Origin of the sequence: Oceanobacillus sp. M65, assembly GCF_052246275.1 — a bacterium.
GTDB classification, from domain to species: Bacteria; Bacillota; Bacilli; order Bacillales; family Amphibacillaceae; genus Oceanobacillus_B; species Oceanobacillus_B jordanicus.
Genome location: NZ_JBQQCJ010000003.1, coordinates 11,936 through 34,313 on the forward strand (window position 1 = coordinate 11,936; position 22,378 = coordinate 34,313).

Below are 22,378 nucleotides of genomic sequence, written 5' to 3' on the forward strand. Positions count from 1 at the left end.
GAATAGGATGAGGTGGGGATCTCTTTTCTTATGGAGTTAACCTATTTCAGGGAGGGGTATAATGAATATTCAGCTTTTGCTTGAGGGACAAACTTTATGGAGCATGCCTTTACTCCTTTTTTTGTCTAGTTTAATTATAATCTATCTATACTTTTATATACAGTATCGCACATTTAGTAGTATACATTTTCAGTCCTTTTGTTTAGCCATGGGTGTCATTTACTTAGCATATGGTAGTCCTCTTGCAGCAATTAGTTATGCTTTAATTAGTTTGCATATGGTTCAAATGGCGCTACTGTATTTTGTCAGCGCTCCGCTTTTACTCATGAGTTTTCCTGTACTCAACGTATTTAAAAATAGAAAGCCACCGAAGCAATCTATTTCGACTTCTATAATTAGCCTTTTTTTGTTTGCATTATGTTTCTTTCTTTACCATCTACCTTCTGTCATGCACAGTTTAATGGACCACACTGCCTTGCATACGGGATATATTTTATTGTTGTTTATATTATCACTGGGAATGTGGGCACCATTTTGCTGGGCACCATTAGCTACCACTCTTAAAAGAGCTAATCTAAATAGGTTTGCTTTTTGGAATAGTGTAGGTATTATGCCAGCTTGCTTTCTTTTGATAATCGGAGCGTTTTTTAGTCATGTACATTCGCCAATTGTCGCTCATTTGGCGGCCCAGTTGCCTCCAGGTTCGGAAATGTCTTTGATGCTTCTACCACCAGCTTTCGATCAGTTCCTTGCAGGATTGCTTATGATTATAATCCATAAATTCAGCATGATGAAATGGGCTTAGTAGCAAATAAATACATTTTTAAAAACTACGTCGTAACGAAAGTAAACTATATGTACATCTCCCCATTGAAGAGATGTGCCTACATTATAATAGTACATGGTTATCCTTTTATTTCCTTCGCTGGGTTCCCTACCACAATAGCACCAGTCGGAACATTCTTTGTCACAACTGCACCTGCACCCACAATCGCCTTTTCTCCGATCACTACACCAGGAAGCAAAGAAGCATTATTTCCAATCTTCGCTTCTTTTTTTATGGTAGGGCCTTGTAACTTTTCCGTACGGGAAGCCATGTATTTATCATTACTACTGGACATACATGGACCAATAAATACGTCATCCTCTATCACCATATGTGCCGTCACATAAGAACCCGTTTGGATTGTGACATTTTTTCCGATTAAGGTGTTATTTTCTACCATCACATTTTTTCCAACAATACTATTTTCCCCAATGATTACATGCTCACGAATACTTGCAATATCTGCTACTAAAACACCTGGGTGAAGGGTGGAACCTCGATATAAACAGCAATGGGTACCAATCTTTACATCCTCTCCAATGTACAAAGGCTCTAAATCATCCGCTGGCTTTCTTGCCATTTTATTATTGCTAGCTGGCGATTTTCCCAGTAGGCTATAGTCACTTATTACTGTATTATCTGCAACAATTGTCCCTTCTTTAATCGTTACATGATTGCCAATTTCAACGTGATTGCCAATTAACACATCCTTCTCTATAACTACATAGCTACCAATCTTTACGTTTTCAGCTATTATCGCTGTCTCGTCTATCATTTTATTTTCCTCCCATTTCTTTTGTACTGAAGTCCTTTAGAGGCAAATCGATAGGTGACTTCGTCCTATGTGCTCGGTATAAAGCAAAAATGGCTTCCAGCGCTTGCTTGCCTTCCACTAGCGATACCTTTGGCTGCCTGTTATCTAAAATGGCTCCCATAAAATCTTGATACATGTAATAATGTTCATCCATATCTGTTGCTAAAGCATAAAGGTCATCTACATCCTGTTGTTTTTCAGAATAATAGTGGGTTAGTTTATTAAACTGCTCTCCACCGATGGAAAAGGACCCCTTATCCCCAAAAACAGTCAGCTGATACCCGAGGTTTTTCGGGGTTGTTATAGTGTTTGCTTCAATTAATCCTCTGCCACCACTATTAAATTGTATTATCCCTGTCGCAATATCCTCCGTATCCTTCGTCTGTATAGCTTTATCAAGTTCTCCGTAGACCGATTTCACTTGACCCATTGTCCAAAGAAGCTGATCTACCATATGAATTCCTTGGTTAACAAGCATCCCCCCATCTTTATCCCAGGTTCCCTTCCAATTTGAATTTTGGTAATAAGCAAGTGATCTATGAAGACGAAGCGAACTTACGGCAAAGTAAGGCTTACCAAAATCTCCTTCCGCCACCATTTCTTGAAGCCTTTGTAAAAGTGGACGATAACGTAACTGATGACAAACAAGCACCTTCCTTCCGGTCTTCTGTGACAAAGCTAGTAGCTCATCTGCCTCTTTTATAGAGAGAGCTACTGGTTTTTCTAAAATAACATGCTTACCTTGCTTGATCGCCTGTTTTGCAACAGTAGCATGGAGCCCAGACAGCAATGCTACCACCACAATATCAATTGTAGGATCAGCTAATAAAGCTTGGTAATCCACATAGCGAGAGACTGTTCGTTTCTTATCGAGTTGTCTATAGTAATCTACCAATATCCTATCCATGCTTTCATGATTAATGTCACTTACTGCATTAAGTTGCAGACCATTTATTCTTGAGATAGTCGATACATGCTTTCCTGCTATATATCCACAGCCAATAATGCCGATTTTTAGCATGAGTGCATCACCTGAAATTCCTCTAATGCAGCTATTACGTCATCTTGTTCTGTTTCTGTCATAAATGGAAATAACGGCAACGCAAGTAACCGCCTTGACAATTTCTCTGCTATTGGAAAATCACCTTCACGGTAAGATAGATGTTCGTAAGCCTTTTGTAAATGAATACATTGCGGATAATAAATACCGGTTTGGATTTTCTTTGAGGTTAGTTGTTCTATTAAACTATCGCGCTTATCTGTACCGATAGCGTATAAATGATAAACATGCTGGCGATCCGCTTTAGCAATTGGAAGCTTGATACAGGTTAAGGTTTGTAACCTTTGCTGATAGCGAACAGCCCACTCCCTACGCTTCTCATTCCAGTCATCTATATGTTGCAAACAGCATAATAAAATAGCTGCATGGATTTCATCCAGCCTGCTGTTATAGCCAATTTCGTTATGATAGTATTTTCGGTTACTGCCATGTGTTTTTAACTCGCGAATTCGCTTTGCTACTTCTGTGTCAGAGGTTGTCACCATCCCTCCATCGCCTATTGTCGATAAATTTTTCGTAGGAAAAAACGAAAAACATGCAACATCTCCTAAACTACCAACCTCTCTCCCTTGATAGACCGCTCCAAAAGCCTGGCAAGCATCTTCGATTACATGGAGGTCGTGTTGTTTTGCTAAATTATTTAATTCTTGCATATCTGCTGATTGACCGAAAAGGTGAACTGGTAAAATGGCTTTCGTTCTCTTAGAAATTTTCTCACTTACCTTTATTGGATCAAGAGTAAAAGTAATTTGGTCAATATCTGCGAAGACTGGCGTTGCACCAACTCTACTTATCGCTTCAGCAGTTGCAAAAAAACTAAACGGTGTAGTAATCACTTCGTCTCCTGGTCCAATTCCATATGCATGCAATGTAAGCACGAGCGCATCCGTTCCATTGCCAACAGCAATAGCCTCTTTAACTCCTAGTCTATTCGCTATAACTGTTTCCAGCTCTTTTACATTTTCTCCAGAAATAAAGTTACCCTTCTCTAGGACATTCTTCATTTTTTTAAAGATATCTGCTTCCAAGGCAGCAAATTGCCGTTTTGGGTCAGTTATTGGGATCATAAGCATCTTCCTTTACATTATAGTTAATCAAACAACTTCCTAACATCGTATTCAAGGTTTATACCGCATTGAACGGCAACCGCCACGGAGTAGAAGAATTATGCACTCGCACATGCCTATCAGCCAACTCATCCATTTAATATGAAAGAGCCTCTTTTCGCTATCTCTCCCGAACTCTCCCTTGTCCTACGGCATATACAAATATTAGATTTGCTGAAAGGATAATGTTTATGACAACAAATTTAGAACCATTAATAATGATTAGGGAAACTAGTCAATTGTCACAATATGTATCTCAAAAATTAGCCAAAACAGGATTTGAAATTACAGAATTCGATGACCAACACGGTGTTGTTTCTATCATTCTGTTTTTATTTGGTAGGCAATCGGCCAAGCAGTCCAATTTTGAGCTACTTGAAAAAATTCAGTCGAGTAGCCTGAAGATTAATCAATTGTTTTTAATTCATGACAAAATGGAAGGTATCCCCCCCGCTGAAGTGTTGGGTTTACAATCAGTAATGAGAGGAAGCAACTCTACGATTGAATTTGTAATCCGCAATCATTCTAATCTCAAGACCGATACAGAACTTACCGGAGACAAATTAGTTAATCAGCTTCTACGTTATTTGGTTCACCCCCTTTCCCATGGCAAGGTCAGAAAAGAGATCTTATTAAATGAAACGGAAATGATTGGCGTGGTAGGTCTGGGATATGTTGGACTCCCTGTTGCAGTAGGATTTTCAGAAAAACATCGTGTAATAGGGTTCGACGTAGATGATAAAAAGATAGTCAAATTAAAAAGCGGAAAGGATCCGTCCAAACAATTTTCTGCAGAAGCCTTAGCCCAAGCACAGATCGAGTTCACTACAGATGCCAAAAATCTTCGTAATTGTGCATGTATTGTGGTCGCCGTGCCAACTCCAATTTCAGCTTCCAATGAACCAGATTTTTCATACTTGGAGGCAGCTTCCCAGTTAATAGGAGAGAACCTTGCTCCAGAAACTGTTGTCGTTTACGAATCAACCGTATATCCGGGAGCCACGGAGGAAATTTGTTGCCCAATCTTAGAAAACACATCCAAATTAAAGGTGGGTAAGGATTTCTTTATTGGTTATTCTCCAGAAAGAATTAACCCAGGCGATAAGGAGCATACGTTTAAAACGATCCCAAAAGTAGTAGCAGGTCAGAGTGTCTATGTAACCGAGTGGCTTTATCATCTCTATCAAGGTGTCATCGAAGCAAACGTGTACAAAGCCAGCTCTATTAAAGTAGCTGAAGCAGCAAAAGTAGTAGAAAACACCCAACGTGACATTAACATCGCTTTTATGAATGAGCTGTCACATATATTTAACCAACTGAACGTACCAACTAAGGATGTTTTAGAAGCAGCTGGGACGAAGTGGAATTTTTTATCTTTCACCCCGGGACTCGTAGGTGGACACTGTATTGGGGTTGACCCCTATTATCTCATTCATAAGTCAAAGTTAGCTGGTTATGAGCCAAACTTTCTAACTGCCGCAAGAGAAGTGAACGAGTCGATGGTCGACCATATAACGAATACAGTAATGCAACAGATCATTAAGAATCAGCTTCCTTTTAACAACTTAAAAATAACGATTCTTGGAGCGACCTTTAAAGAAAACATCGGGGATATGCGAAACTCCAAGGCTCTTTCCATATTAGAAAAACTTCTTCACCTAGGATTATCCGTACAATTATGTGATCCACATATTGATTCTAGTATGGTCAAGGATATGTATGGAATAAGCAACACACCATTTCCTGAATTGGAAAAAGCAGATATCGTGATTATCACTGTCCCTCATAATGTTTTTGATTGGGGGCAACTAAACAATATATTGAAGGAGAAGTCTATTGTTTTGGATATCAAGTCTGCGGTCCCTTCCAGTTATATCCCTGATAATACGGTGCACTGGCATTTATAAGAAAGGAGGAAGCAAGTTGCAAAAGAAACCAATTATACTCGTGTTGGTTAAACCATTCTGGATGTACCCGAAGCATAAACCTAAAATGGATACCATTAAAGCCTTCGAAAACGTAGCGGAGGTCCATTATTGGCATAACGATGGAGACATTAGGGATATTATACAAAATATTCAAGTAAAACCAGATTTTATTTTTCACTATGATATAGCGTGGAATTATGGACTATCACCAAAAATTAATGGTTTAAGAGATGTGGAGATACCAAAAGGTTGCTATGTGATAGATCTTCATTGGAGACCAGAAGAAAGAAAAAAGTATATTGAGGAAAACAAGATCGATTTAGTCTTTTCTGCTACGATGCATCCCTTTCTACGGGTTTTCCCTGAATATGAAGATAAATTACGATGGCTCCCCTGGGCAATCAATCCAGACGTAATGAAGGATTGGAAGCTAGATAAAACGATTGACGCACTGCTTATGGGGCTAGTTTATGTAAGTAAAGCTAATCAAGGAAAGCACCAATTACCAATAAAAGTTCCCTCAAAAGGTAGGTATGCGTTCCGTGATGCTGTTTTTAATGAGATGCGCGATGATCCTCGTTTTGTCTTTCATCCACATCCCGGCCATTTAGTAAGACAGTCAAACCATTTAATGGTTAATAAAAAATACGCTAAAGAGCTGAATCGGTCCAAGATTTTTTATACATGCGGCAGTCGGAGTAATGTTGGTGGTGTCGCCGTATTAAAATTTTTCGAAGCACCCGCCTGTAACACACTATTGCTCGCGGAAACGAATGAAGACGTGGAAGCATTAGGTTTCGTAGATGGAGAGAACTTTGTGGCATGCACTACTGAAAACATTACGGAAAAAACGGCCTACTATCTCGCCAATGAAGAGGAGAGAGTACGTATTGCTAGAAATGGCTATCAACTAGTTCATTCAAATCATAACAACCAAAAACGTGCGGAACAATTCTTAGGTTACATCTCTCCCCTCCTTGATGGACCAATCGTCTAGGGTAACTCTATTAAGTATAAATGTGCGCTCATATCAGATAGTTTGACTCACTCATTAATTTTTATCGCACATAGAATATAGAGAGTTCCATGGTTGGAACCTTAGTAAAGAAAAGGAGGATTAAAATGGCTGTTACGAATCTGTTATTAAATGGTGGATTTGAATCTGGCACTCTAGCAGAATGGAGTGCAGAAAATAGTTATGTTACAACATCAAATCCCCATTCTGGAAGTTATGCAGCTGTACTGAGAAGCGGTATAGCTGCATCAAGTCTTAGCCAGGTGGTGCCGATTACACCTGGTGATAGTTTTCAGTTTCTCGTATCCTTAGGTAGATTTGGTACTTTCGGCAGTCCCCAAATTATTCTTCGTGTATACTTCTTAAATGAACTAAATATGGAAGTAGGATTGGGGCTGGATGTAGAAATTGTTAGAGGAAGTTTACCGAATGCTGCAAATAACGACTGGCAGGAAATTTATCATGTTACTGGAGAAGCACCTGAAACCGCTACACAGGCTAGAGTTGAAATCAGCAAGCCTTTTGGAAGCTTACTCTCATCTCCCGTCTTAGTTGACGACGTAGCCCTGCTTGATTTTGATGGTGAAGGTGGAGATGGAACCCCAGGACCTACAGGGCCAACCGGGCCAATAGGACCTACTGGACCTACGGGTGCTACAGGACCTACTGGTGTCACAGGTGCTACTGGACCTACTGGTGTTACCGGCGCTACTGGTGCTACTGGACCTACTGGTGTTACCGGCGCTACTGGTGCTACTGGACCTACTGGTGTTACCGGCGCTACTGGACCTACTGGTGTTACTGGGGCTACGGGTGTTACCGGTGCTACTGGCGTTACTGGGCCTACCGGCGTCACGGGCGCTACTGGTGCTACTGGCGTCACGGGTGCTACGGGGCCTACTGGCGTTACTGGTGCTACGGGACCTACGGGTGTTACCGGCGCTACGGGACCTACTGGCGTCACGGGTGCTACGGGGCCTACTGGCGTTACTGGTGCTACGGGACCTACGGGTGTTACCGGCGCTACGGGACCTACTGGCGTCACGGGCGCTACGGGACCTACCGGCGTCACAGGCGCTACGGGCATCACGGGTGCTACGGGACCTACCGGCGTCACAGGCGTTACTGGACCTACCGGCGTCACGGGCGCTACTGGTGCTACTGGCGTTACTGGACCTACTGGCGTCACAGGCGCTACGGGCATCACGGGTGCTACGGGGCCTACTGGCGTTACTGGTGCTACGGGACCTACGGGTGTTACTGGTGTTACTGGTGCTACGGGACCTACGGGTGTTACCGGCGCTACCGGTGTCACGGGTGCTACGGGACCTACCGGACCTACTGGTGCTACGGGACCTACGGGTGTTACCGGCGCTACCGGTGTCACGGGTGCTACGGGACCTACTGGCATCACAGGCGCTACTGGTGCTACGGGACCTACCGGCGTCACAGGCGCTACAGGCATCACAGGTGCTACGGGACCTACCGGCGTCACAGGCGCTACAGGCATCACAGGTGCTACGGGACCTACTGGCGTCACAGGCGCTACAGGCATCACAGGTGCTACGGGACCTACCGGCGTCACAGGCGCTACGGGACCTACTGGGCCGACCGGGCCGACCGGGCCGACCGGGCCAACTGGACCTACTGGACCTACTGGACCTACTGGACCTTAAGTTTACTCAAGAAGGTACTTTACTCAAAGTACCTTCTTTTTCTCACGTTTTAAAGTTTTCAATATTGTATTGGGTTTTACCCAAAAAATGTACGCACTCTTTCTTAAAAAGAAGATGTTAATCCAATCTTTATAAAAGAATTTATAATATATTAGTACATGTGAAATGTTCAGGAAGTGAAAAGGAGTGAAGGGTATGGTAAGCATTAGTCTATGTATGATCGTGAAGAATGAAGAAAAACTATTAGGAAGGTGTCTTGACACCGTTAAAGATATTGTCGATGAGATAAATATTGTGGATACAGGCTCAACAGATCGAACACTAGAGATAGCGAAAAAATACACGGATAGAATATATTTTTTTGAATGGACGGGGAGCTTTAAAGATGCACGGAATGAGTCATTTAAGTATGCTACAAAGGACTATATTCTTTATTTAGACGCTGATGATGTAGTCTTGGAGGAAGATCAAAAGAAACTAAAAAAGCTAAAAGAAGAACTTGATCCATCAGTTGATTCTGTTTCTATGTATTACAATGCTGGTATGGACACGTATGGAAATGTGACCTTAAAATATAGAACGCATCGCTTATTAAAAACGGAACGCCAATATCGTTGGGAAGGAGATGCACACAATTATTTAAATGTACACGGGAAAATTATCACCTCTGACGTAGGCGTGACCCATAAAAAGGAGCATCATGCTGCTGGCCGAACTCTTTCCATATATAAAAAAAGGATTGAAAACAAAGAAACATTTACTGCTAGGGACCATTTCTATTATGGTAATGAGCTGCGGGAAAATGGCCATTATGAGCAGGCAATTGAAAGCTATACGAAAAATATTGAAACGGAACAAGGATGGATTGAAGATAAAGTCTATGCCTGTATTAATCGCGCAGACTGTTATCGTTATTTGGATGAGTCAGATAAGGAAATTGCTTCCCTCTACGAATCCTTTCGATTTTCTAAAACACCTCGCCCCGAATCCTGCAGTCGTATTGGCTATCACTATCAGAAAAAAAGAGAATATAACCAGGCGGTCTATTGGTATAAAACTGCAATTGAACTAGAAGATGACCCAAACAGATGGAGCTTCACTTACCCCGTGTATGCGACGTGGTACCCCCATCTACAACTATGTGTATGCTATTATAATCTTCAGCAATTCGACAAAGCATATGAACATAATGAAAAGGCAAGGAATTACAGACCAGATGATGAAAAGATACTATTTAACAAAGAATTGCTTGAGAAAAAATTAACTAATAACTAAGTTCCTCTAAACTCACTTAGAGTGAGTTTAGCTACATAGTTAACAAAAAGGCTTAGTTTCGATCAGACTTTAACCGCTTTCCACACTGTCCAATAATCTTTTTCCCTTATCTCTTTATGCATAGGTAAACGGCTGCTAATATAATCCACTAACACTTTAAGCTGCGAATCAGAAAGGTGATAGAGGATAGAGCGACCCGTTCGCTGTCTTAGATCCTCTCCCAAGTCTTCTTTCGATTTATAAACTCGCCTTGTCTCCAAAAGCTTTCTCTCCTCAACAATTTTGAAGCCAGTTTCCTCAAGGGTAGTTCTCACTTCACTTGATGCAAAGCGTCTAGCATTTTCTATTTCCTTAAGATGAGGAAATCTCGCAAAAAACCATCCTCTTATATGCTCTTCATTTCCTTCTCTAAAGACATCTTCCATAGTACGGTCCTGAATAATAAACACTCCACCTTTTTTCAACACTCTATTTACTTCAGTAAAACTGCTCCTCAATTCAGATAGGTGGTGAATTAATGCCCTTTCAAGCACCAAGTCCATCTTATTAGGAGCTATGTTTAGTGCAGTGGCATCCCCATGTAAAAATTGAATCTGTGGGTAGTCAAGACAATTTTCACGTGCTGCCGCTAGCATTGGTTCAGAATAATCCACTCCAACCACTTTCGGTATACCAAGTGTACAGAGAGCTTTGCTATAAATTCCTCCCCCACAACCAATATCTGCTGCCTGCTGAATCCATTGCCCATTTAATAACTGTTTTATCAATGTAATCCATTGTTTGTCTGCTATCCTTGTTGTGTAACTATTTTTATTTTGCTCGTCATGAAAATGAATCGCCATCAGCTTCCCTCCCCCACTTTATTCTACAGATTCTTTCTGTATAAATATAATACTTATTAGAAATCCTTCTCGATAACAATTGCTTATCATCTGTTTAGATTTCACCCTATAGGGAAAAGATTTCAAGAAACATCCAGAAAGGACTGACATTGTTAATGAAATTACGAGTATTTTTCGTTACAGGTGTGCTCGCACTTTTCATTACCGCATGTAGTGGTGATCAAGAGCACCCCACTGAAACGTCAAAAGATAGAGAATCATCCCCATCCGCAGAAGATAGTTCCACCTCTAATACAAAAGTTAATAAGGAAAAATCAAGTTCCTATGAAAATGAGCTCAAAATGTCCGAATCTAATGTTAAGTTGCCCACTGCATTTCCAAAGAGGGAAGTGAGTCCTTCTATTGAGATAAATAAGGAGAAAGAGTACAAAGTATCCTATAACGCGGAGGCGGAAAAAGTTGGCAGTTTTTCCGGTAAACAATACGCCTCTTCAGAAGAAGCTATACAAGCCATTGAGGAATTCTCTAACGGAAAAAAAGTAGGACCGTTTGAAGAAGGCGCAGTTAATTTAGGCCATGGGATCACAGGATATGGTGAAGGAGCAACCGGACATCAGTATTTTAGCTGGGAAGAAGGCAATTGGTTATTGAGTATTAGTTCTCTAACTCAGGATGAGATGGATCATGCTGGTATTGCAAAGAAAATAGTGGAGTACCTTGAGACCCATATGCTTCCTGCTCCCGAGGAAAAAGGGATTGTCTATATAGATTACCCTCAAGGCGGAAATGAAGTATCAGTGGACGTGAGGTGGCAGGAGGATAATATGATCTATCGTCTTCAGACAACCCGTGTGCCACTTGATGCGCTGGAAATGACTGCCTCTGTATCTTAAAAAAGCAACGATCGCCCTCAGTCGTTAAATACTTATATAAATGTATGATGACTGTATAACTTGATATACTAAGAAAAAACGTTAACAAGGAGGCGTAGTTATGGGTGAATACAGCCATTTCCGTTCAGGCCAAAAGGTGCCAAACAATGGTATCTACCGTGAAATTGGGGAAACAGGAAGTAATGTCAATGATCCTCAATTTATAGAGTTAAAAGCCGGCGAAAAGTTTCCAGAGACTATGAATCAAAACAGAGTGTGGACTAGGGAAAAATAATGATTAAATGTAAACAAGCACCATGCCAAAATTACAGGCATGGTGCTTGTTTTATTACCGTATCATTGACTTCTCAATACTAACAGAAGGAATCCTTCGATTTGGGAACAGATAGTCCGAATAATGGACGTAAATACAAGGCTACAAATGTGCCTCCAAGTGCTAGAATTCCCCAAATATAACCATGGAGACTAAAGGATGCAATGCCACCAAAGTAAGCTCCAATATTACACCCAAAAGCAAGACGTGCACCATATCCCATCAGCAGACCACCAATAATTGCTGCAGCGACATTTTTAAGGTTCAGTTTGGAAAACTTAAATAATCCTCCAGCAGCTGATGCCAAAAAGGCACCTAAAATAACGCCTAAATTAAGTACAGTAGTAGAATCTGTAAAGATCGATGCATTTAAGGCTTCGACATTACCTTGCCAATAACCCCAACTTGCAACATCAACACCAAAAAACTGCGCAACCTTTGAACCCCATAGCGCAAATGCGGAGGTAACGCCCCAAGGTGTACCACGTGTCATAAGGGTTAAAGCATTAAGTACTGCAAGAACAATAGCCGCAACAAATAATGGCCAAGAGCCTCTAAATATTCTTTTCCAGCCACTTGTTGAAGGTAGGGGAGCCATTTTCGGAGCCTTCCTTCTTCTTTCAATTACTAATGTAATCCAAGCAATTACACCAAAAAGTAGAATGGATACTGCCCATGCGCCACCATAACCCAACCCAGTGGAAGTTGCCAAGGAGACTGGCTCAAACGAAGGTAGATCCTCTGTCCAGAAAGGAAGATGATATGCGCCAACCGTGGAACCGACAATAAAGAACAGTAATGTTACAAACATAACCGATCTACCGCCCCCTACAGCATACAAGGTTCCTGAGGCACATCCACCACCAAGCTGCATACCTATACCAAATAAAAAAGCACCCACAAGTAAACTAATACCTACTGGAGACACATAACCAGATACTTCTCCGCCAAAGAAAGAAAGTCCGAAGGCTAAAATAGGTGCAAACAAGGTAACAGCTACTGCCAACATAAGCATATGCGCCCGTAAGGCTTGCCCGTTTCCAACTGATGCTAGTCTGCGAAATGCAGAGGTAAAACCAAAACGCGCATGAAATAATGTATAGCCAAGCAAGATACCAATGACAAGTAATAACGGCTGCACGGCTTCTTGGCTAAATAATAAATAGACTAAGAGAATTGCACTAACAACCAACCCACCGATGATTTGTGGTGTTTGTGGCTTATTTAAATTTGAATCTTCTTTTTTTATAGGATCCTTCACTTCATTTACTGGTTGAACATATGTTGACATTTAATACACCCTTTTCCGATTAATTTAGTCGGGATTAATGATTATTTTATTATAATACGTGCTGAATAAATTTATGTCAATAAAGTAAATTGTCTTAAGTTAATTGTTTAGTCAAGGAGAGTTTACGAATTACCACTTAATCTATAGAAATCACAGCAATGTTCAGTAGCGTAAAAATCCAGGACCAAGCTACTTTTTCCACATTTTTATAAAAAAGGACTTCTCCAATCTTCTGGAGAAGTCCTTTCATCATTAATTTTCTCGGTTAATTACATAATCTAATAGTTGCTTCAAAAAAGTACTGTTTTGCTTAATACCCTGTAACGCTTCCGCTGCATTACAGTAATGATCCCACATCAGTTTTTTGGCTTCATTAAGCCCTAGAACAGAGACAAATGTAGCATTATGATTTGCCAAATCTTGCCTTGTATTTTTGCCGGTTTGGGTACTCTCACCTTCGACATCTAAAATGTCGTCTTTAATTTGAAAGGCTATGCCTGCATGCTTAGCGAAAAACTTTAATTTTTCTTTTTCCAACTCATCTTTACCAGCCAATATAGCCGGCATGATTAAAGAGGCTTCGAAGCCAATTCCAGTTTTATAAAAACACATCTCTGTCAGTTCTTCAACTGTCAGTGTTTTTCCTCTAGAACTAAGGTCTATCGCCTGCCCCCTGCACATATCGGTAGCAACTATGGAGGAATAGTATATAAGTTGAAGAATTGCAGTTTGATCAAATCCAGCAAGCGATGCTTGATTGGCAACTGCATGTTGGGTTAGAAAAATTCCTGCTAACTCAGCATTTGCTGTGTTATACACTTCGTGAAGAGTGGGTCGGCCCCTGCGTAAAGAAGCATTATCTTGTGCTGGCAAATCATCATAAATTAGCGAGGCGGTATGCATATATTCAAGAGACTTTAAAAGAGGCGCAATTGTAGCAGGATCCATATTATACTCTTCCACTGCCATTACCCATGTCATCACAGGACGTAGTCTTTTGCCTCCACTTTCCAGGCTATAATTCGCGGCCTCTGTAATGGGATCATCAAATAAGGAATTTGATCTAGATGGTGTGAGTGGTAACATACTATTAATCGTATCACGTATTTTTCTTACTGAATCAGTGAATGCTTTCTTTTCCTTCTTTTGATTTTTAAAGTCGTCTATCATTTGATCACGCAGAAGTTTATCAAAAAACTCCACATCTGTTGCTTTCCTAACCATAAGCTGAATTTCATCATTAAATTCGGGCTCAACACCAAAAAGCTTCATTATTTCTTCATACTTTTGTTCTCCCCACTTTTTCTTAAACCGCTTTAAGCCATTAATTGCTCTGGAGAGGATAACTTCTCGTGTTTTATCATCTGATTGATACACATGGTGGATGAGATATGAGATGACTGTCCAATACAATTCGAAAGGGTTAATCAAGTCTTTTCGCTTTTCATGATACTTAAGATAGTACGTATAGGGAGTGACTGACCCCGCCTCCATGTCATTAAACATATCAGCAAAATCATCTGACAACTGGTTATAAATACCATAATAAAATGTTTGTTCATTTATTTGCTGATCCTCGTTAGCGTCTATTAATGAACGCACAATCAAACGGGAGGACGCTGATTTAAGAATAATTGGGACATACAGGTCACTGTTTGTATAGGTTTCTACAGCTAAATCTTTTTCTCGATCATGTTCCTGTGACTGAAAGAAAACAAAGGATTGTTCCAGAAAATTTCCCCAAGCTTCCTTAGAATGTTGTGTTCTTATATATTCAAAGGCGTCTTTTAATTCGGTATGGACAAATTCCATAAACGAGTAAGTCTGTTTAAGCCAGACAGATAATGCTGGTACCACCCCTGTTAACAGTGTCTGGCGTATAATTGCAGCATAGTCTTTCTTTTCTTCGTTTGTAAGTAAACTCGAGTCCAATATGTCATCAATAAATGGGTAAGTCAGTCCATACGCATAGCCAAGTCGAATGGCACGGTCTAATCGTTTTGCACGTGTGGCAGGAAGAACCCTTGTATCCAATTCATCCAGCTCCTGTATGACGACACCACCGATAATTTTAATCAGTTTCCTTCTTGTTTCCGTTGGATCAAGCTCTTTAGGAATGGTTGCGGTTATATCCTTTAATTTATCTATTACCCAGATTAAACTTGATTCCACATTCTCTTTTTGAGCCCAACGGTAGATTTCAACCATGTTGAATGCGTTCAGCTGGTTGTTGTCCTTTTCACCCAATATCTGCTGGCGGATGCTTTCTACAGAACGACTGACTTTTTCTTGTGTTTCTTTGTCATGCAAGGCTCTTCCAATGTCTCGCATATAAATGTAGTAAATGCTACGGTCCAAATAGTCATAAAGCTTCCCTCTTTTATCAAGCCACTGAATGTAGTGATGATAATGTAGTAGGTGCTTGCTTTTTTTCTCATCAAAATATTTAGAGGTAAAGGAAAACCGTTTAACATGTCGTCTCTTCCAGATATTAAAATCTTCTTTTAATGCTGTAAGATGTTTCTTCCCTTCCAAATGGGCTGTAAGATGTTGAAAATACGCAATTGCTTTCTTTTCATGCATTGCGTAACTAGCGTCTTTTATATTAGGTGCTGTACGTGTTTCCTCTCTCATATGAAGTTCCCTCATCTTCTTTATTTCTCTTCGATCCTATTTACTTATAATACTAACAAAATGTACCTGAATATACCTTATTATTATAGCAATTTATTTGAAAAGCTCTTATTTAATACTTTCGACTACGAAGCATATTATTTTAAACTAATGAAAAGGCGAAGCCTCATCGACTCCGCCCTTTCCGTACGTTATCTTTCATAACGATTGTTACTGTTCTGCTTTGCTTCACCAGCAGTATCCTGAAATTCACCTTTTGCTTTATCTTTTTTTCCTTCTGCTTGCATTTTTTTATTATCTGTTAAATTACCTACCTGATCTTTTGTCTCACCTTTTGCTTTACTTATTGCTCCTTTAACTTTATCTGAAGATCCGTTTTTACTCATGTTTACCACGCTCCTTACAGAACGTATTTCCGAAATGGAAGATAATTAAACATGTTAAAAGTTAAGCAGGAACTTAGCGATCTACTGTAATACTCCCATTATGTGTTGTTAATTTAACTCGGTTTTCTCCATCTCCGACAACTGTATCCCAATCTGAGTCACCAAAGATATCAATGCTCCCATTATCTACTCGGACATCAAATGTTACATTAGTCGGCTCCTGACTTGATTTAACATTAATTTTCCCGTTATCAGATGCTAGATGAATAGGACGGTCTAAACTTTCTGTAACAAGTGAGATCGCCCCATTGTTTGTTTTACCGTTCAACTCGCCTTCCACGTTATCGAGTTCAATTTTACCGTTATTAGATTCAACGTCAACGCGCTCGGAAAGGATATCTTCGATCATAATTTTTCCGTTATCCGTGCTGGCGATAAAGTCCTTTGCCTGTATATTTTCCGCATTGATACTTCCATTATTTATATCAACCTTGAAGGCAGTATATTCTTTTTCTGGTAAGTATATGGATAGGGTCATGCTGTCTCCCCAGTCAAAAAAACGGAACATTTTTCTATCACGCTCTCTCGTTTTCACAAGTAAGGTGTCACCTTCTAATTCAGCCTGTAAACGTTCTTTTTCTGGATTATTTCCTTTTCCTTCAAGCTCTACAATAATCTCATCAGACTTGCTTGGTTTCACGTACAGTTTTTGGTTATTTAGTTGAACATCCACCTTTTCCACATCTTGACCAGAAAATTTCTCTGATTCTGAGATTGCAGATCGATCACTTGATGCAAAGGTTACCACACTACCAATAACCCCGATTCCCAACAGAATTAATGCTATAATACTGATCTTTTTAAAATTAGGCATGCTTTAAACCACCTTTCACTAATTTGACATTATAAGATAAATAGCGAATAAATAATTTCACAATAAATCGCGTTGCATAGAACATTCCAATTGAAATGAATAAACCAACTCCGGTAAGCCCAATAGAAGCGAATAAATCAAATAGCCTAAAAGTATCTGGATAGATGATGACATTAAGTAGAACAAGAATGGGTGACACAATAAATGCAACACCTACAGTCCATCCCCCTACAATACATCCTAACACTGCAATAAACGGTCCAAGCACTACAACGAGATTAAAAAATCCCAACCCTATTACTGCCCAAACTGCTCTAAAGACATTACCGACATTCGATTCTTCTCCAACCCTATCTAAATAATACGTTGCCAATAGTTCTTTAGCAATTTGATTAGGAGAGCCAAGAGCGGCTGCAATTTCAGCTTCGTCTTTCCCTTCCTGCATTCCGACATGGAAATGCTCATGAAAATCTTCTAGTATGTCTTGACGTTCAGCAACAGGCAACTTTACTAAAGCCCTTTCTAACTTTTTCATAAAAGCTTCTTTACTCATCGCTAACAACCTCCCTTAATAATTCGTTTACACCTTCAGTAAATGCTTTCCATTCTTCATTTAATTGATGGAGATAATCCCTTCCCTGGTCTGTTAAATGGTAATATTTGCGAGAAGGTCCCTCTTTCGACTCCTGTAAATAGGTTGTAAAATAAGCTTCTTTGGTAAGTCTGCGTAATAACGGATACACGGAACCCTCCGATATAGCAATATTGTCAGAAATCCTTTGAACTAATTCATAACCATATCGATCTTGTTTATCCAATAAGGCAAGTACACAAAGCTCAAGGGCTCCTTTTTTAAATTGTATATTCACTTCCCAGTCACACCTCTTTCTTCACTACTGTTTATTGAACAGTACCTCGATATACTTAATATACAACTAACTACTAATTAATGCAAGGTACTATTTTATACTTTTTTCGTTATTTGATAAAAACGTAGATATTTGTTATAATGAGTTGCTTATAAATCATAAGGGGGAACTTTTTTGTCAATTGAAATAGGCAGTAAAGTCAAAGGTAAAGTAACAGGGATTACTAATTTCGGAGCATTTGTTGAATTACCTGGTGGAAAAACCGGTCTGGTACACATTAGTGAAGTAGCAGACAGTTATGTAAAAGATGTGAATGATCACTTAACTGTTGGCGATGAAGTAGAAGTAAAAATCATCAGTGAAAAAGAAGGTAAAGTAGCTTTATCTATTAAGAAAGCTGTTGATAAGCCAGAAGGTCAGCGCCCATCTCGCCAAGGTAGAGATCGTAATTCGAAGGATTTCCGTCCAAAGGGTGGATTTAAACCTAAGGAAAGCTTTGAAGACAAGGTGGCTAAATTCTTAAAATCAAGTGAAGAGAATTTATCCACGCTTAAACGCAACACCGATACTAAACGTGGTGGCAGAGGCGGAAGACGCGGATAAAAACTTCATGACATAGATAAAAGCAAGCCGGCTGATGGCTTGCTTTTTTATTTATTGAAAATATATTTTTTCGACTTTGGAGGCGTGACGCTAGCCATACAATTTTAATCGTTTTTGGAAATCTTTATTACGTAATTTTTTTCTTACTTGCTTACCCCAGCTTTTTACAGCTTCTTCCGAGGTTTCTTCTTGAATTGCAATTTCTTTTATTTTCATACAACTAATAATGTAATAGTAAATCCATTTCCACTGGTTGTCAGTGAGTTCCTGCTTTAAAATTCCCCATACATGATTTCCTATTATCTCCTCTTCCAAATTGGAAAGTATCTCACTAGAAGCTTCTACTCGTTTTACACGATTACCATTATTTGCATGTTTTTTTATTTCTTTACATGCACTCTGCTGATTTCGACTCTCTCTTCCCTGTTTTCTAGCTAAATCAACCAGCCTATTACGTATCGTATAGTTAAAGTAAGTTGCCATCGGTCCTTTATCAGGCTCGTAGGTCTCATAGGCATTCCACATTGCACAAAGCCCTTCCTGAAAATACTCCTTATGTGGATCGGATAGATTTAATCGATGAATATGAAAGTGTATTCTGCGTTCATTTTGTCTCACTATCTCTTCAAATGCTTCCCTGCTTTTTTTAGTCACTTATACCCCTCCAAATACCTGTCTTTACTCCTACTATCGAAAAATAAGGGAAGGAGGGGGCATCATTTTATGATTTTATTTAGTAAGATGAAACTTCATAAGTATAGTGCCACATTCAGACCACCTTTTCCTCATATAGAGAATTACCCTTTTACTACTAAATCTGTATAGCTAAGTTCATTGCTTCTTGTTATTATTATATTATCATAACCATAAGTTAATATTTCCCTATTTTAATAAATTCATATAGACGGAGCTTACATATGAAAAAACCTTCCATGATACTGATTATAATTCTTTTCTTTCTACTTGTATTAACGGTCTTTCGTCTGTTCTGGGGCAGTATCTATTCAACTACTCACCACCCTGAAGCACAAGAGGGTGTGCTTGACTTAAGACAAGGCCAATTGGAAGAAATACAAACAACCCCAGTAGTGGGGGAATGGACGTTTTATCCGGATGTGTTATTGGATCAAAGTGCATTACAGCAGGCTCAAGATGGTGAAACATATAATACTTTTCCTAATGAATGGAATAACATTCCGATTGGGTCCACTTATACAGTAGGCACGTATCATTTACGAATCCTTCTCCCCCCTTCTGATACAACGACTGATTATGGGCTTCGTATGCCTGTTATTCAATCTGCAACTAAACTGTTTATTGATGGAGAGGAAATTAGTGGTTCTGGTAACCCATCTGTGAACCCTTCTGATTATATTGCCCAAAAGGTCCCCTATACTGTATCTTTTCGATCGAATAAAGAAACGATAGATGTTATCGTGCACGTTGCCCATGGAAACTATCCAATACGATCATCAGAAGTAGGAGTTGTGAAATTTGGATATGCTTCGGCAATAAACAAAGAGACTAGGTTTTCGGTTATTAGTCAGATCATTGTTCTGACTGTACTTGGTGCTGTTGCTATTTTTATTGCTTTCTTGTACTTTGTTGGAAAAAGACCAAAAAGCTTACTGTACTTTTTTCTGTTACTTATAAATGCAATGCTCATGGTACTTTTAGATGTAGATAAATTCCTTCTAAAACTTATCCCTATCACCTATGAAAGCAGTGTAAAAATACTCTTCCTGGTGTATACAAGTATTGCTTCGTTTATGCTTCTATTCTTCAAGCATTTTTTGCCAGAATATGCTAACAGAATGCTCAAATGGTTTTTATCCGCTTATTTGTTGTATGTAGGGTTCATTCTTTTAGCACCGGTCACCTACATACTAAGTCTGCGCTTTCTTTTAGGTATTGTCTTACTTACTACTACTTGCTTTATTACCATACAATTTTTTAAAGCAACCAGGAATCGCATGGAAGATGTAATATACTTATTGCTAAGCGCGGCTGCGATCACAAACAATGTCGTATGGGCCATTATTTATAGCAACACAACAATTGAACGATTTTTCTATCCTGTTGATCTTTTAATTACAATTTTTCTCTTCTCCGCTTTCTGGTTAAAACGTTTTTTACGAAACGTACATCGTATACAGGGACTTTCAGAAGAACTTATCCAAGTGGACAAGCGGAAAGACGCATTCCTTGCTAATACTTCACATGAACTACGTAATCCATTACACAGCATGATTAATATTGCGCATTCTGTGTTGCATAGTAAAGAAAATAAATTGAATCAAGAAGACTATCAAAATATGGAACTACTTATAACGGTTGGAAAGCGGATGTCTTCTATGATCAACGACTTGCTGGATTTGGGGCGAATTAAAGAGAATAAGGTAACCTTACAGTTGAAACCACTTCCTTTACAAGCAGTTACCGCAGGAGTTGTTGACATGCTTCAGCATCTCCTTGAAGATAGACCAGTCCAGATACAAACTGATGTTCAGGGCGATGTTCAACCAGTACTAGCTGATGAAAACAGGCTGATTCAGATTCTCGTCAACTTACTTCATAATGCGATTAAGTATACGGACAAAGGAACTATTACCATTTCTACCAATTACATGGATAACAAAGTGGTTATATCTGTTGCGGATACTGGAATTGGCATGAAAGAGGAGCGGATCCATTCCATCTTCAAGCCATATGAGCAGGGTATAGAGGAGGATGTCGACGAAGTTAGGGGTGGAGTTGGCTTAGGCCTAACCATCAGCCATCAATTAGTTAAGTTGCATGGTGGGGAGATTGAGGTTCATTCTGCCTTGCATAAAGGATCGGTATTTTCCTTTTCTTTGCTATTAGCAAAGGAGGAACATTCTGTTGTTGAAACACCTAACCTCCCAGTTATTTCCCATCTGGAAGCTGCTGTTTCAAAAGCCATAGAAACGACTCATCCTATCCTTTACTCAGAAGCACCAAAGCTACTCGTGGTGGATGATGAAACAATCAACTTGCGGGTGCTAAAAAACATATTAGCTTCAGAACAATATGAAATAACAACTGCTGTTAGTGGAGCAGAGGCGTTGGAAAAATTAAAAACCGATACATTTCACTTGCTCATTAGTGATGTCATGATGCCATATATGTCTGGTTATGAATTAACGAAAAAAGTTAGAGAGCAATACACGCTTTCTGAGTTGCCAATTCTATTACTAACAGCAAGAAATAGCTCAGAGGATTTGTCTACTGGCTTTGCTTCCGGAGCCAATGATTACATTGTAAAACCTGTGGATCCACTAGAATTAAGGTCTCGTGTGGATGTACTTGTAAAGCTAAAAACCTCCATTGCGGAGCATATGCGAATGGAAGCGGCTTGGCTTCAAGCACAAATCAAACCTCATTTTTTGTTTAATACTTTAAATTCCATTATGTATTTAATGGAGATAGATGAAGAAAAAATGCGGTATGTTTTAGATCACTTCATTCAATTTATCCAAACTAGTTTTGCATTTAAAAATACCGAAACCTTGGTTAGCCTAGAAGAGGAATTAGCACTTGTCCATTCCTACATTGAAATAGAAAAAGCGAGGTTTGGTGATCGTGTTAATATAAAATGGGATGTGGATGCAAGAATTAAAGTCCAATTGCCTCCTCTTTCCATCCAAACATTGGTTGAAAATGCAATAAACCATGGCATTTTAAAACAGCCTGCAGGCGGCACCATAACAATTAGTGTAAAAGCATATGAGGGTTTCACAAGGATTTCTATAATGGATGATGGCGTTGGCATGAACTCTGAACAACAGGTACGCCTCACAAAACATAACCCTAGAGAGAGAAAAAGTGTGGGAATATACAATACAGATAGACGACTGAGACAGTTGTTTGGCGAAGGAATAACTATTAAAAGCGAACAAGCGAAAGGTACCATTGTTTCATTTTTCGTTTCAAATGATCAGAGCTAGGAGAA

The 22,378-nt window shown here is 39.6% G+C and carries 20 protein-coding genes; 9 read left to right on the forward strand and 11 right to left on the reverse strand.

The features are described from left to right. Positions 1 to 61: 61 nt before the first annotated feature. Entirely contained in the window at positions 62 to 805 is a 744-nt protein-coding gene (locus ACTWPF_RS12160; protein WP_443149263.1) for a cytochrome c oxidase assembly protein, read from the forward strand. 100 nt (positions 806 to 905) lie between these two features. Here the strand turns inward: ACTWPF_RS12160 and ACTWPF_RS12165 are convergent, their stop codons facing one another. The 3 genes from ACTWPF_RS12165 to ACTWPF_RS12175 are packed head-to-tail and all read right to left on the reverse strand — an operon-like array spanning position 906 to position 3,767. Further along, positions 906 to 1,601, reverse strand: a complete 696-nt coding sequence (locus tag ACTWPF_RS12165; RefSeq protein WP_106896446.1) for an N-acetyltransferase — start codon at positions 1,599 to 1,601, stop codon at positions 906 to 908. Between the two features lies 1 nt (position 1,602). After that, entirely contained in the window at positions 1,603 to 2,661 is a 1,059-nt protein-coding gene (locus ACTWPF_RS12170) for a Gfo/Idh/MocA family protein (RefSeq protein ID WP_238021670.1), read from the reverse strand. Next, the gene (locus tag ACTWPF_RS12175) at positions 2,655 to 3,767 is read right to left on the reverse strand and encodes a DegT/DnrJ/EryC1/StrS family aminotransferase (protein ID WP_379554718.1); all 1,113 of its coding nucleotides are present in this window, start codon (positions 3,765 to 3,767) and stop codon (positions 2,655 to 2,657) included. Before ACTWPF_RS12175 ends, ACTWPF_RS12170 begins: the two co-directional genes overlap by 7 nt. A gap of 230 nt (positions 3,768 to 3,997) precedes the next feature. On the opposite strand from ACTWPF_RS12175, the gene ACTWPF_RS12180 reads away from it, so the two are divergent. The 4 genes from ACTWPF_RS12180 (at position 3,998) to ACTWPF_RS12195 (ending at position 9,700) form a co-directional block, all read left to right on the forward strand. Continuing rightward, a complete protein-coding gene (locus tag ACTWPF_RS12180) occupies positions 3,998 to 5,713 on the forward strand; it encodes a nucleotide sugar dehydrogenase (protein WP_443149264.1) in 1,716 nt (571 codons plus the stop codon). A 16-nt stretch (positions 5,714 to 5,729) separates the two neighbouring features. Continuing rightward, positions 5,730 to 6,731 carry a glycosyltransferase gene (locus ACTWPF_RS12185; protein ID WP_443149265.1) on the forward strand — a complete coding sequence of 334 codons (1,002 nt, stop codon included), beginning with the start codon at positions 5,730 to 5,732 and terminating at the stop codon, positions 6,729 to 6,731. 125 nt (positions 6,732 to 6,856) lie between these two features. Then, positions 6,857 to 8,425, forward strand: coding sequence for an NTTRR-F1 domain (locus ACTWPF_RS12190; protein WP_443149266.1), 1,569 nt, complete (start codon positions 6,857 to 6,859; stop codon positions 8,423 to 8,425). Positions 8,426 to 8,620: 195 nt separating this feature from the next. Further along, the gene (locus tag ACTWPF_RS12195; RefSeq protein ID WP_443149267.1) at positions 8,621 to 9,700 is read left to right on the forward strand and encodes a glycosyltransferase; all 1,080 of its coding nucleotides are present in this window, start codon (positions 8,621 to 8,623) and stop codon (positions 9,698 to 9,700) included. A gap of 62 nt (positions 9,701 to 9,762) precedes the next feature. Here ACTWPF_RS12195 and ACTWPF_RS12200 read toward each other — a convergent pair whose 3' ends face one another. Next, positions 9,763 to 10,542 carry a class I SAM-dependent methyltransferase gene (locus tag ACTWPF_RS12200; RefSeq protein ID WP_443149268.1) on the reverse strand — a complete coding sequence of 260 codons (780 nt, stop codon included), beginning with the start codon at positions 10,540 to 10,542 and terminating at the stop codon, positions 9,763 to 9,765. Between the two features lie 155 nt (positions 10,543 to 10,697). Here ACTWPF_RS12200 and ACTWPF_RS12205 point away from each other — a divergent pair, with 155 nt between their 5' ends. Further along, entirely contained in the window at positions 10,698 to 11,435 is a 738-nt protein-coding gene (locus tag ACTWPF_RS12205; protein WP_443149269.1) for a hypothetical protein, read from the forward strand. Positions 11,436 to 11,535: 100 nt separating this feature from the next. Beyond that, entirely contained in the window at positions 11,536 to 11,709 is a 174-nt protein-coding gene (locus ACTWPF_RS12210; protein WP_081779352.1) for a YjzC family protein, read from the forward strand. Positions 11,710 to 11,788: 79 nt separating this feature from the next. Here ACTWPF_RS12210 and ACTWPF_RS12215 read toward each other — a convergent pair whose 3' ends face one another. The 6 genes from ACTWPF_RS12215 to ACTWPF_RS12240 form a co-directional block, all read right to left on the reverse strand. Next, the gene (locus tag ACTWPF_RS12215) at positions 11,789 to 13,039 is read right to left on the reverse strand and encodes a YeeE/YedE family protein (RefSeq protein ID WP_443149270.1); all 1,251 of its coding nucleotides are present in this window, start codon (positions 13,037 to 13,039) and stop codon (positions 11,789 to 11,791) included. Positions 13,040 to 13,291: 252 nt separating this feature from the next. Beyond that, a complete protein-coding gene (locus tag ACTWPF_RS12220) occupies positions 13,292 to 15,673 on the reverse strand; it encodes a polyprenyl synthetase family protein (protein WP_443149271.1) in 2,382 nt (793 codons plus the stop codon). Between the two features lie 191 nt (positions 15,674 to 15,864). Then, positions 15,865 to 16,059: a CsbD family protein gene (locus tag ACTWPF_RS12225; protein ID WP_106896436.1), complete on the reverse strand. Its 195-nt coding sequence runs from the start codon at positions 16,057 to 16,059 to the stop codon at positions 15,865 to 15,867. 73 nt (positions 16,060 to 16,132) lie between these two features. Beyond that, a complete protein-coding gene (locus tag ACTWPF_RS12230; protein WP_443149272.1) occupies positions 16,133 to 16,933 on the reverse strand; it encodes a DUF4097 family beta strand repeat-containing protein in 801 nt (266 codons plus the stop codon). Then, positions 16,926 to 17,486, reverse strand: coding sequence for a DUF1700 domain-containing protein (locus ACTWPF_RS12235; RefSeq protein ID WP_443149273.1), 561 nt, complete (start codon positions 17,484 to 17,486; stop codon positions 16,926 to 16,928). The genes ACTWPF_RS12230 and ACTWPF_RS12235 overlap by 8 nt, the downstream gene beginning before the upstream one ends. After that, positions 17,479 to 17,802 (reverse strand): PadR family transcriptional regulator, encoded by a 324-nt coding sequence (locus ACTWPF_RS12240; RefSeq protein ID WP_036573624.1) that lies wholly within the window; start codon positions 17,800 to 17,802, stop codon positions 17,479 to 17,481. Before ACTWPF_RS12240 ends, ACTWPF_RS12235 begins: the two co-directional genes overlap by 8 nt. 174 nt (positions 17,803 to 17,976) lie before the next feature. Here ACTWPF_RS12240 and ACTWPF_RS12245 point away from each other — a divergent pair, with 174 nt between their 5' ends. Continuing rightward, the gene (locus ACTWPF_RS12245) at positions 17,977 to 18,405 is read left to right on the forward strand and encodes a S1 domain-containing RNA-binding protein (RefSeq protein WP_106896433.1); all 429 of its coding nucleotides are present in this window, start codon (positions 17,977 to 17,979) and stop codon (positions 18,403 to 18,405) included. A 90-nt stretch (positions 18,406 to 18,495) separates the two neighbouring features. On the opposite strand, the gene ACTWPF_RS12250 is transcribed toward ACTWPF_RS12245, so the two are convergent. Continuing rightward, entirely contained in the window at positions 18,496 to 19,059 is a 564-nt protein-coding gene (locus ACTWPF_RS12250; RefSeq protein WP_238021544.1) for a sigma-70 family RNA polymerase sigma factor, read from the reverse strand. Positions 19,060 to 19,322: 263 nt separating this feature from the next. Here ACTWPF_RS12250 and ACTWPF_RS12255 point away from each other — a divergent pair, with 263 nt between their 5' ends. Continuing rightward, positions 19,323 to 22,373: a hybrid sensor histidine kinase/response regulator gene (locus ACTWPF_RS12255; protein ID WP_443149274.1), complete on the forward strand. Its 3,051-nt coding sequence runs from the start codon at positions 19,323 to 19,325 to the stop codon at positions 22,371 to 22,373. The last annotated feature ends 5 nt before the right edge of the window (positions 22,374 to 22,378 follow it).

Excerpts from the sequence above, each read along its gene's own strand:
- ACTWPF_RS12160 (WP_443149263.1), top strand. The coding sequence starts at position 62 with ATGAATATTCAGCTTTTGCTTGAGGGACAAACTTTATGGAGCATGCCT.
- ACTWPF_RS12165 (WP_106896446.1), bottom strand. The coding sequence starts at position 1,601 with ATGATAGACGAGACAGCGATAATAGCTGAAAACGTAAAGATTGGTAGC.
- ACTWPF_RS12170 (WP_238021670.1), bottom strand. The coding sequence starts at position 2,661 with ATGCTAAAAATCGGCATTATTGGCTGTGGATATATAGCAGGAAAGCAT.
- ACTWPF_RS12175 (WP_379554718.1), bottom strand. The coding sequence starts at position 3,767 with ATGATCCCAATAACTGACCCAAAACGGCAATTTGCTGCCTTGGAAGCA.
- ACTWPF_RS12180 (WP_443149264.1), top strand. The coding sequence starts at position 3,998 with ATGACAACAAATTTAGAACCATTAATAATGATTAGGGAAACTAGTCAA.
- ACTWPF_RS12190 (WP_443149266.1), top strand. The coding sequence starts at position 6,857 with ATGGCTGTTACGAATCTGTTATTAAATGGTGGATTTGAATCTGGCACT.
- ACTWPF_RS12195 (WP_443149267.1), top strand. The coding sequence starts at position 8,621 with ATGGTAAGCATTAGTCTATGTATGATCGTGAAGAATGAAGAAAAACTA.
- ACTWPF_RS12200 (WP_443149268.1), bottom strand. The coding sequence starts at position 10,542 with ATGGCGATTCATTTTCATGACGAGCAAAATAAAAATAGTTACACAACA.
- ACTWPF_RS12205 (WP_443149269.1), top strand. The coding sequence starts at position 10,698 with ATGAAATTACGAGTATTTTTCGTTACAGGTGTGCTCGCACTTTTCATT.
- ACTWPF_RS12210 (WP_081779352.1), top strand. The coding sequence starts at position 11,536 with ATGGGTGAATACAGCCATTTCCGTTCAGGCCAAAAGGTGCCAAACAAT.
- ACTWPF_RS12215 (WP_443149270.1), bottom strand. The coding sequence starts at position 13,039 with ATGTCAACATATGTTCAACCAGTAAATGAAGTGAAGGATCCTATAAAA.
- ACTWPF_RS12220 (WP_443149271.1), bottom strand. The coding sequence starts at position 15,673 with ATGAGAGAGGAAACACGTACAGCACCTAATATAAAAGACGCTAGTTAC.
- ACTWPF_RS12225 (WP_106896436.1), bottom strand. The coding sequence starts at position 16,059 with ATGAGTAAAAACGGATCTTCAGATAAAGTTAAAGGAGCAATAAGTAAA.
- ACTWPF_RS12230 (WP_443149272.1), bottom strand. The coding sequence starts at position 16,933 with ATGCCTAATTTTAAAAAGATCAGTATTATAGCATTAATTCTGTTGGGA.
- ACTWPF_RS12235 (WP_443149273.1), bottom strand. The coding sequence starts at position 17,486 with ATGAGTAAAGAAGCTTTTATGAAAAAGTTAGAAAGGGCTTTAGTAAAG.
- ACTWPF_RS12255 (WP_443149274.1), top strand. The coding sequence starts at position 19,323 with ATGAAAAAACCTTCCATGATACTGATTATAATTCTTTTCTTTCTACTT.